This is a genomic window from Pseudomonas sp. RIT-PI-AD, from assembly GCF_025642785.1.
Lineage (GTDB): Bacteria > Pseudomonadota > Gammaproteobacteria > Pseudomonadales > Pseudomonadaceae > Pseudomonas_T.
Genome location: NZ_JANZKU010000034.1, coordinates 26,358 through 36,224 on the forward strand (window position 1 = coordinate 26,358; position 9,867 = coordinate 36,224).

The 9,867-nt window shown below is 68.6% G+C and carries 6 protein-coding genes; 4 read left to right on the forward strand and 2 right to left on the reverse strand.

Annotated features, from left to right (window positions below; translation table 11 throughout):
* Positions 1-8: 8 nt before the first annotated feature.
* Both OGL92_RS20500 and OGL92_RS20505 read right to left on the reverse strand, forming a co-directional pair.
* Positions 9-1,778 (reverse strand): DUF1302 domain-containing protein, encoded by a 1,770-nt coding sequence (locus OGL92_RS20500; RefSeq protein ID WP_263147327.1) that lies wholly within the window; start codon positions 1,776-1,778, stop codon positions 9-11.
* A 219-nt stretch (positions 1,779-1,997) separates the two neighbouring features.
* Positions 1,998-2,906, reverse strand: a complete 909-nt coding sequence (locus OGL92_RS20505) for a LysR family transcriptional regulator (RefSeq protein WP_263147330.1) — start codon at positions 2,904-2,906, stop codon at positions 1,998-2,000.
* A 199-nt stretch (positions 2,907-3,105) separates the two neighbouring features.
* Here OGL92_RS20505 and OGL92_RS20510 point away from each other — a divergent pair, with 199 nt between their 5' ends.
* The 4 genes from OGL92_RS20510 (at position 3,106) to OGL92_RS20525 (ending at position 9,821) form a co-directional block, all read left to right on the forward strand.
* Complete coding sequence (locus OGL92_RS20510) at positions 3,106-4,284, forward strand: acyl-CoA dehydrogenase (protein ID WP_263147333.1); 1,179 nt, start codon at positions 3,106-3,108, stop codon at positions 4,282-4,284.
* A gap of 98 nt (positions 4,285-4,382) precedes the next feature.
* Positions 4,383-5,606 carry a CaiB/BaiF CoA-transferase family protein gene (locus OGL92_RS20515; RefSeq protein ID WP_263147336.1) on the forward strand — a complete coding sequence of 408 codons (1,224 nt, stop codon included), beginning with the start codon at positions 4,383-4,385 and terminating at the stop codon, positions 5,604-5,606.
* A 298-nt stretch (positions 5,607-5,904) separates the two neighbouring features.
* Positions 5,905-7,554 (forward strand): VRR-NUC domain-containing protein, encoded by a 1,650-nt coding sequence (locus tag OGL92_RS20520; RefSeq protein ID WP_263147339.1) that lies wholly within the window; start codon positions 5,905-5,907, stop codon positions 7,552-7,554.
* Positions 7,551-9,821: an ATP-dependent DNA helicase gene (locus OGL92_RS20525; RefSeq protein ID WP_263147342.1), complete on the forward strand. Its 2,271-nt coding sequence runs from the start codon at positions 7,551-7,553 to the stop codon at positions 9,819-9,821. Before OGL92_RS20520 ends, OGL92_RS20525 begins: the two co-directional genes overlap by 4 nt.
* Positions 9,822-9,867 lie beyond the last annotated feature (46 nt).

Below are 9,867 nucleotides of genomic sequence, written 5' to 3' on the forward strand. Positions count from 1 at the left end.
CCATTACCTCAGAAGTTGACGCCAAAGCTGACGGCGAGGAAATCGCGATCCGTGACGGGGTTGTAATCGCCGCCGAAGAAATCGGTATAGCTGATGCTGGCCGTGTAGGTGTTGCGATATTCCAGGTTGAGCCCGAGGCTGAGGGCCTTGGCGCCCTCGCTGAAGTTCGGCCCGTAGCCCTCGACGTCGTGGGACCAGGCCAGGTTGGGGGTGAAGTTGACCCCGGCGATCACGTCCGGGTACTCCAGGCTGGCGCGCATGCGATAGCCCCAGGAATTGCGGGTGTAGAAGCCGTCGTCGTTGCATTCGTCCGGGTTGGCGGCGTTGAACGCGGCGCACACCGCGCTGTTGGAGAGCTGGCCGGGACCGTAGATGGGGTCGCGGCCGAAGCGCAGTTCGCCGACGTCGTCGCTGAGGCCGGAGATGTGGTTGTAGCCGACCTCGCCGATCAGCGTCAGGCGGTTGGCGCCGAGCACCTGGTCGACGAAGTGGGTGGCGGTCACCTGGGCCTGGGTCACCGGTTTGCGCGCGTAGCCGTGCAGGTCGGCGCCGGAGACGTTGGCCGAATGGCCGGACTCGAAGATCGGCGAGAAACCCAGGCCGAGGGCGCCGAACGACAGGTCGGTGGAGTTGATCTGCAACGGCATGTTCGGCCGGTAGCTGACTTCGCCGGCCACCGAGGTGCTGCCGAGGGTGGTCTGGAAGCTCAGGCCGTAGAGGCGGATGTCCTCCGGGTATTCGATGAAGTAGCGGGCGTTCGGCGCGCCGGGGATGAACGCCGGCGAGGGTGTGGTGGTGCGGATGGTGCTGAACACCGGGCCGCGGCTGTGGTAGTTCATCGCGTAGGCGCCCAGCTCGGTGTCGTTCAGCTCCGGCACGTACCAGCGCAGCGCCAGGCCGAACTGGCCGCTGTCGCGGGCGTCGCGGTCGCCGGCGCGGGGGATGTAGATGTCGTCGCCGGCGGCGCCGGTGTTGCGCGACACCCCCGGCGGCAGGTCGGGGCCCGACACTACCAGGCGATCGCTGCAGCCATCGGCCACCACGTCCGAGGTGGAGAAGAAGGTGCCGCAGTTGTCCGCCACCGTCTGGTCCCATTCCAGTTGGTAGAAGGCCTCCACCGACAGGCTGTCGCTGAGGCTCTGGGACAGGTACAGCATGTTCACCGGGATCAGGCCTTCCTTGATCTCCGCGCCGGGGCGGCGGAAGGCGGAGACGTCGACCGGGTTGATCGAGTTGATGCCGTTGCCGATGAAGGTGCTTTCGCCCCAGCTCACCACCTGCTTGCCGGCGCGCACGCTGCCGGGCAGCTCGCCGAGGCTGTAGTTGTGGTAGACGAAGGCGTCGAGGATCTGCGCGCCGGAGGACTTGGCGCCTTCCTTGCGGTTGTGGTCGTCGATGTCGTAGTACTCGCGGTGCTCGTCCTTCAGCTCGAAGTCGTACCAGTACTTGCCGCGCACGAACACCCCGGTGTCGCCGTACTTCAGTTCCAGGTCGTGGATGCCCTTGAAGATCTTCGAGAAGGTCTCGCCGCGCTTGAAGTTCAGGCGGCCGTCGTCGGAGGTGCGCGACGACGCGTTGCCGCCGCTGGCGGTGGAGATGTAGTCCTTGTCGCCGGCGCGGGTCGCCCAGCTGGCGCCCACCGACAGTTGCGAGTCGAATTGCCCTTCGATCTCGCCGATGTTGAAGGTGACGGCGAATGCCGGGGACGAGCCGGCCAGGGCGGTGGCGATCGCCAGGGTCCGGGGATGGAAGATTCCGCGCATTGTTCTTGTTGTCATGCGGCGCTCCAGTGACGGGGTGGGTGGAGGCCCCATGCTAATCAGCCGGTCCGCGCCCCATAACTGCCTGAACGGGCGATTTCGGGGTCACCCGAGAGGGTGAGCGCGGCGCGCCGGCGCGGCCGGCGGCGCCACGCCCGGCGCGCCGCTGACACTCCCCTACACCCCGTGCGCGCGGTTGCTACCCAGGGTGACAGCGACGGCGCCCGCGGCGCGCCTTCAGGCCGTGGCGGACTCCGCGCGGTAGTCCCGTGCCTGTTCCAGCAGCCAGTCGCGGAAGGCGCGCAGCGCGGCGGACTCCACCTTGCGTTCGGGGATGATCAGGTAATAGGCCTTGTCGCTGTGGAAGCTCTGCGGCGAAGCCACCACCAGCCGGCCCTCGGCCAGCTCCCGCTCGATCAGGAAGGGCGGGATCAGCGCCACGCCCATTTCGTGCATGGCGGCCTGGGCGAGCATGGAGAACAACTCGTAGCGCGGGCCGCTGAGGTCGCGTGGCACGTTCAGGCCCTGGGCGCCGAACCACTGCCGCCAGGCGTAGCGGCGGGTGCTCTGTTGCAGCAGCGGCAGGCTGGCGATCCGCGTCGCGTCGAGGTGGGCGCGGCCTTCCAGCAGCGCCGGGCTGCACACCGGCAACGGGTATTCGTGCATCAGGAAGTGCGATTCGGTGCCCGACCAGTCGGCGTCGCCGAAATACAGCGCGGCGTCGAACTCGGTGTCGGCGAACAGGAAGGGCCGCGTGCGGTTGGTCAGGTGCACCGTCACTTCCGGGTGCAGGCGCTGGAAATCCTTCAGCCGCGGCAGCAGCCATTGGGTGCCGAAGGTGGGCACCACCGCCAGCTCGATGGCCATCGCGCCCTGCTGGCCCATCACCGCCAAGGTGTCGCGCTCCACCGCATCCAGCTGGGTGGCGATGCGCCGCGAATAGGCCAGCCCCGCCTCGCTGAGCTTGACCCCCCGGCGCGACCGGCGGAACAGCGCCAGGCCGAGGAACTCTTCCAGGCTGGCGATTTGTCGGCACACCGCGCTCTGGGTCAGGGCGAGTTCTTCCGCGGCCTTGGTGAAGCTTTCGTGGCGGGCCGCCGACTCGAACGCGATCAGGGCGGCCGTGCTGGGAATTTTCCGGCGCATCTATGCGGTGGCCTCACTTGTGGAAGGGGAAACAGGTCGCGCGAAGGGATTCCGGAGTGAGCATAACGCACAACTGGTTGCGAAATCCTCGTTTGCCCCCTCCGGCCCTGCGGCCTAGCATCGCCCCATCACGTCGTCGGATCGGCCCGCGCCCCGCGGTTGCCCTCCGTTCCCTGTTCGCACGCTCGAGGTTTTCGCGATGGCCAAGGCAAGCTTCAACTGGATCGACCCCCTGCTGCTCGATCAGCAACTGACCGAAGAAGAACGCATGGTGCGCGACAGCGCCGCCCAGTTCGCCCAGGACAAACTGGCCCCGCGGGTGCTGGAGGCCTTCCGCCACGAACGCACCGACCCGGCGATCTTCCGCGAGATGGGCGAGACCGGCCTGCTCGGCGCGACCATCCCCGAAGCCTACGGCGGCAGCGGGCTGAACTACGTCTGCTACGGCCTGATCGCCCGCGAGGTCGAGCGCATCGACTCCGGCTACCGCTCGATGATGAGCGTGCAGTCGTCCCTGGTGATGGTGCCGATCAACGAGTTCGGCAGCGAAGCGCAGAAGCAGAAGTACCTGCCCAAGCTCGCCAGCGGCGAATGGATCGGCTGCTTCGGCCTGACCGAACCCAACCACGGTTCCGACCCGGGCTCCATGGTCACCCGGGCGAAGAAGGTCGACGGCGGCTACCGCGTTTCCGGCAGCAAGATGTGGATCACCAACAGCCCGATCGCCGATGTGTTCGTGGTCTGGGCCAAGGACGACGCCGGCGACATCCGCGGCTTCGTCCTGGAAAAAGGCTGGGAGGGCCTGAGCGCCCCGGCGATCCACGGCAAGGTCGGCCTGCGCGCCTCGATCACCGGCGAGATCGTCATGGACAACGTGTTCGTCCCCGAGGACAACATCTTCCCCGAGGTACGCGGCCTGCGCGGCCCCTTCACCTGCCTGAACTCGGCGCGCTACGGCATTTCCTGGGGCGCCCTGGGCGCCGCCGAGTTCTGCTGGCACACCGCGCGCCAGTACACCCTGGATCGCCAGCAGTTCGGCCGTCCGCTGGCGGCCAACCAGTTGATCCAGAAGAAACTGGCCGACATGCAGACCGAGATCACCCTGGCGCTGCAAGGCTGCCTGCGCCTCGGCCGGATGAAGGACGAAGGCACCGCCGCGGTGGAAATCACCTCGCTGATGAAGCGCAACAGCTGCGGCAAGGCCCTCGACGTCGCCCGCCTGGCCCGCGACATGCTCGGCGGCAACGGCATCTCCGACGAGTTCGGCGTGGCCCGCCACTTGGTCAACCTGGAAGTGGTGAACACCTACGAGGGCACCCATGACGTGCACGCGCTGATCCTCGGCCGCGCGCAGACCGGGATCCAGGCGTTCTTCTGAGTTCGCGCCGGCCGCCCGGCGGCCGGCCCGTTCGTCTTCGCAGGGTGGGACACGCACCGCGTTTTCCACCGTCATCCCACTCCACAGGGGAATCCGCCATGTCCGGCGCGCTGTCGCATATCCGTGTCCTCGACCTGTCCCGCGTGCTCGCCGGACCCTGGGCCGGGCAGATCCTCGCCGACCTGGGCGCCGAGGTGATCAAGGTCGAACGCCCCGGCAGCGGCGACGACACCCGCGCCTGGGGCCCGCCGTTCCTCAAGGACCGCGAAGGGCGCGACACCCGCGAGGCGTCCTACTACCTGTCGGCCAATCGCAACAAGAAATCGGTGACCGTGGATTTCACCCAGCCCGAAGGGCAGCGCATCGTGCGTGAGCTGGCGGCCAAGGCCGACGTGGTGCTGGAAAACTTCAAGGTCGGCGGGCTCGCCGCCTATGGCCTCGACTACCCCGCGCTGAAGGCGCTCAACCCACGGCTGATCTATTGCTCCATCACCGGCTTCGGCCAGACCGGGCCCTACGCCAAGCGCGCCGGCTACGATTTCATGATCCAGGGCCTCGGCGGCCTGATGAGCCTGACCGGGCGCGCCGACGACGAGGAGGGCGCCGGCCCGGTGAAGGTCGGCGTGGCGCTCACCGATATCCTCACCGGCCTGTATTCGGCCACCGCGGTCCTGGCCGCGCTGAACCATCGCGAGCAGAGCGGCATCGGCCAGCACATCGACATGGCGCTGCTCGACGTGCAGGTCGCCTGCCTGGCCAACCAGTCGCTCAACTACCTGACCACCGGCACGCCGCCCCGGCGCCTGGGCAACGCCCACCCGAACATCGTGCCGTACCAGGATTTCCCCACCGCCGACGGCGACTTCATCCTCACCGTCGGCAACGACGGCCAGTTCCGCAAGTTCTGCGAGGTGGCGGGCCATCCCGAATGGGCCGACGACCCGCGCTTCGCCACCAACAAGGCGCGGGTGGCCCACCGCGACGTGCTGATCCCGCTGATCCGCCAGGCCACGGTGTTCAAGACCACCGCCGAGTGGGTCGCAGCCCTGGAGATCGCCGGCGTGCCCTGCGGGCCGATCAACGACCTCGCCCAGGTGTTCGCCGATCCCCAGGTCCTCGCCCGCGGCCTGCGGGTCGACATGCCCCACCCGCTGGCGGGCAGCGTGCCCCAGGTGGCCAGCCCGATCCGCCTTTCGGAGACCCCGGTGACCTACCGCCATGCGCCGCCGTTGCTGGGCGAGCACACCCGCGAGGTGTTGCAGGACTGGCTGGGCCTGGAGGAAGCACAGATCGCGCAACTCCTCGACGCCGCGGTGATTTAGGCGGGCGTCCCACGGCCTCGAGCGGACGACGAGGGGGCATCGCGCGCCGCTCCGTCGCTGATCGACGCCTTGCTCGCCGGAGAGCGGCCTCGGGCACGGCTGGTCGCCCGGGGGTGGCGTCGTCGGGTGGATGCCGCGTGACAGGACGCGAGGACGGCAGGGCGGTCTGCAGCGCCGACGCCAGCCGCTGATCGAATAGGATTTGCCGCTGCCGGCGGCGTCTGTATAAATGTACAGCCGTCGCGGTGCCTGTCGAAGGTGCCGCACCGTATCGACGCCACCCAGCCGAACCGCCGCGATGTCCGAGCCGCTTCCGGATCCCTTCTACTATCTGTCCAACTTCCAGCGAGCCCTCGACTGGATCGGCGGCCGTTACGCCGATCTCCTCGATGCCGAGGAACGCGACTTCCTCGACCGCTTCCCGGGTCTGCCCCAGGCCGCCCGCGCGCTGTTCGTGCGCATGGCCATGCGCAAGGGCGCGCACTTCCGCGCCAGCAAGCTGTGCTACGCCGAGATCGGCTGCCCGCTGGCGGCGGCCGTGACCCTGGTCGAGCACGGCTGGCTCGACGAAGACCCGCTGCTGAGCCTGGACGAACTGGGCGGCTTGCTGAAGAAAGCCGAACTCATCCAGGCGTTCGCCCTGCCCGCGCGCCTGGCCTCGGCGCGCAAGGCCGAGGTGCTGGAGGGCCTGCGTGGCGATTTCGGCGATCCGCGCCGCGCCCGCGAATGGCCGGCGTTCCCCGGCGACGCCTTCTATCTATTGAGCGCCGCGCCGATGTGCGAGCGCCTGCGCCTGATCTTCTTCGGCAACCTGCGGCAGGACTGGTCCACCTTCGTGCTCGCCGACCTGGGCATCCATCGCTACGAAAGCGTCGAACTGTCCGAAACCTCCCGTGGCTTCAGCCGACGCCAGGACCTCGACGACTACCTGTACCTGCACCGCTGCCGCGAACGCCTGGAGGCCGGGGAAGCCCCGGACCGGCTGTTCGCCGACCTGCCCGACAGGCCCTGCGCCAACCCCTGGATCGAAACCCGCCGGGCCAAGCTCGGGTTTCTCCTCGGCCAGCGCTGTGAACGGCTCGGCGACTGGGCGCGGGCCCTGGCGCTCTATGACGGGAGCGCCTATCCGGGGGCGCGGGTGCGGGCGATTCGCGTGCTCGAGCGCAGCGAACGCCACGCCGATGCCTTCGCCCGCGCGCGCGAGGCCCTGTCCGCGCCGGAAAGCGAGACCGAACGTCAGCAGCTGATGCGCATCCTGCCGCGCCTGCGCCGCCGCCTCGGCCTACCGCCCGAGCCGCGCCCCGCGGCTGCGGCGGTGACCCGCCTGGACCTGTGCCTGCCACGCCCCGCCGGCGCCCCCGGCGTCGAGTGGCTGGTGCGGGAGCACTTGGCGCGGCCGGAAGCGCCGGTGCATTACGTGGAGAACACCCTGATCGTCTCGCTGTTCGGCCTGCTCTGCTGGGAAGCGGTGTTCGCTGCCTTGCCGGGGGCGTTTTTCCATCCCTTCCACAGCGGCCCGGCGGACCTGCTCGCGGCGGACTTCCACCCGCGCCGCGCGCCGCTCTTCGAACGCTGCCTGGCACGCCTGGACAGCGGTGAATACCGGGAGGCGCTGCGCCGCACCTACCGCGACAAGTACGGTATCCAGTCGCCCTTCGTGCACTGGCAGGCGCTGGACGACGTCCTCCTCGAGCAGGCGCTCGCCTGCCTGCCCGCCGAGCACTTGCGTCACTGGTTCGAGCGCATGCTGCTCGACCTCCAGGCCAATCGCGCCGGCCTGCCCGACCTCATCCAGTTCTGGCCGGAGGAGAACCGCTACCGGATGATCGAGGTGAAAGGGCCGGGCGACCGCCTGCAGGACAACCAATTGCGCTGGCTGGACTTCTGCGTGCGGCACGCCATGCCGGTCGCGGTCTGCTACGTGCGCTGGGACGAGGCGGCCGCATGAACTACCGGGTGGCGGTCCGCGCCCTGTGCGAGTTCACCGCCAAGGCGGGCGACCTCGACCTGCGCTTCACCCCGTCGCCCACCGCCCAGGAAGGGATCGCCGGCCACGGCGTGGTGGCCGCCCGGCGTGGCGAGGGCTACCGCAGCGAGCTGGCCCTGAGCGGCCGCTATCGCCACCTGGAAGTCCGCGGCCGGGCCGATGGCTACGATCCGGTCGCCAACCGCCTGGAAGAGGTGAAGACCCATCGCGGCGACCTCGTGCGGATGCCGGCCAACCACCGCGCGCTGCACTGGGCCCAGGCGAAGATCTACGGCTGGCTGCTGTGCCAGAGCCTCGAGTTGCCACAGGTGCGGGTCACGCTGGTGTACTTCGATATCCTCAGCCAGCGCGAGACCCTGCTGCACGAGGATTGCAGCGCCGAGTCGTTGAAGGCGTTCTTCGAGTTGCAGTGCGAACGCTTTCTCGCCTGGGCCGAACAGGAACTGGCGCACCGTGCCCGTCGCGACCAGGCCATGCGCGAGCTGGCCTTTCCCCATGCGGACTTCCGCAGCGGGCAGCGGCAACTGGCCGAGGCGGTCTACAAGGCCGCGAGCACCGGTTGTTGCTTGCAGGCCCAGGCGCCGACCGGGATCGGCAAGACCCTCGGCACGCTGTTTCCGCTGCTCAAGGCGGTTCCCGGACAGCGGCTCGATACCCTGTTCTTCCTCACCGCCAAGACCCCCGGTCGGCAACTGGCGCTGCACGCGCTGCGCAGCCTTGGCGGCGACGTGCCCCTGCGGGTGCTGGAGCTGGTGGCGCGGGACAAAGCCTGCGAGCACCCGGACAAGGCCTGCCACGGCGACGCCTGCCCCCTGGCGCGCGGCTTCTACGACCGGCTGCCGGCCGCGCGAGCGGAGGCCTTGCGCCAGGCCTGGCTCGACCGCGCAGGCGTGCGCGCGGTGGCCCTGGCCCATGGGGTGTGCCCTTATTACCTGAGCCAGGAGCTGGCGCGCTGGTGCGACGTCGTGGTGGGCGACTACAACTACTACTTCGACCTCAACGCCATGCTCTATGGCCTGACCCTGGCCAACCAGTGGCGTGTCGGGGTGTTGGTCGACGAGGCGCACAACCTCGTGGAGCGCGCCCGCGGCATGTACAGCGCGACGCTCGATCAGGGCGACCTGCTCGCCTTGCGCCGCGAGGCCCCGGCCGTCCTGAAGAAACCCTTGGAGCGTGTCGCCCGGCAGTGGACCGCGCTCAACAAGGCACAATCGCTTCCTTATCAGACCCATGAGACGTTGCCGGCCGGCTTGCTCGCCGCGCTACAGAAGGCCATCGCCGCCATCGGCGAATACTTCAACGAGCAGGCCGGTCTGCTGCCGGCAGCCGTGCAGACCTTCTACTTCGAGGCGATCCACTTCTGCCGGCTGGCCGAGACCTACGACCGGCATTCCTTGTGCGACCTCAGCCTGCGGCCGGGAACGCGTGGCGTGGCGGGGCGTCTCTGCCTGCGCAACGTGGTGCCGGCGCCATTCCTCGCGCCGCGCCTGGCCGCTGCCCACACGACCACCTTGTTCTCCGCCACCTTCGGCCCGCGACACTACTACCGCGACTTGCTCGGCCTGCCTGCCGGGAGCCCCTGGGTCGACGTGACCTCCCCGTTCGCAGCGGAGCAATTGGTGATCCGGATCGTCGACCAGGTCTCCACCCGCTTCCAGCATCGCGAAGCCTCGGTGGCGCCCATCGTCGACCTGATGGCGGTGCAATTCGCCGAGCGGCCGGGTAACTACCTGGCCTTCTTCAGCAGCTTCGATTACCTGCAACGGGTAGCGGAGCACTTCGTCCGGACGCATCCGTGTATCCCGGTATGGCTCCAGTCGCGGCGCATGGACGAGGCGGAACGGCAGGCTTTCCTGGAACGCTTCACGCTATTGGGACAGGGCATCGGTTTCGCCGTCCTGGGAGGCGCCTTTGGCGAGGGCATCGATTTGCCGGGCGACCGCCTCGTCGGGGCCTTCGTCGCCACCCTGGGCCTGCCGCAACTCAACCCGGTGAACGAACAACTGCGGCAGCGCATGGACAGCCTGTTCGGCGCGGGGCACGACTACACCTATCTATATCCCGGCCTGCAGAAAGTCGTGCAAGCGGCGGGGCGGGTCATCCGCACGCGCGAGGATCGCGGCGTGGTCTACCTCATCGACGATCGCTTCGCTCGCCCACAGGTGCGCCGATTGCTCCCGGCCTGGTGGCACATTCCGCCGATAGCACGGCCTTTGGGGGGCCGATAGGCCGCGCAATCCGGGGATTTGGAAATAAAATCGCCTGAGTCCTAAG

Excerpts from the sequence above, each read along its gene's own strand:
- OGL92_RS20510 (WP_263147333.1), top strand. The coding sequence starts at position 3,106 with ATGGCCAAGGCAAGCTTCAACTGGATCGACCCCCTGCTGCTCGATCAG.
- OGL92_RS20520 (WP_263147339.1), top strand. The coding sequence starts at position 5,905 with ATGTCCGAGCCGCTTCCGGATCCCTTCTACTATCTGTCCAACTTCCAG.
- OGL92_RS20515 (WP_263147336.1), top strand. The coding sequence starts at position 4,383 with ATGTCCGGCGCGCTGTCGCATATCCGTGTCCTCGACCTGTCCCGCGTG.
- OGL92_RS20500 (WP_263147327.1), bottom strand. The coding sequence starts at position 1,778 with ATGACAACAAGAACAATGCGCGGAATCTTCCATCCCCGGACCCTGGCG.
- OGL92_RS20505 (WP_263147330.1), bottom strand. The coding sequence starts at position 2,906 with ATGCGCCGGAAAATTCCCAGCACGGCCGCCCTGATCGCGTTCGAGTCG.
- OGL92_RS20525 (WP_263147342.1), top strand. The coding sequence starts at position 7,551 with ATGAACTACCGGGTGGCGGTCCGCGCCCTGTGCGAGTTCACCGCCAAG.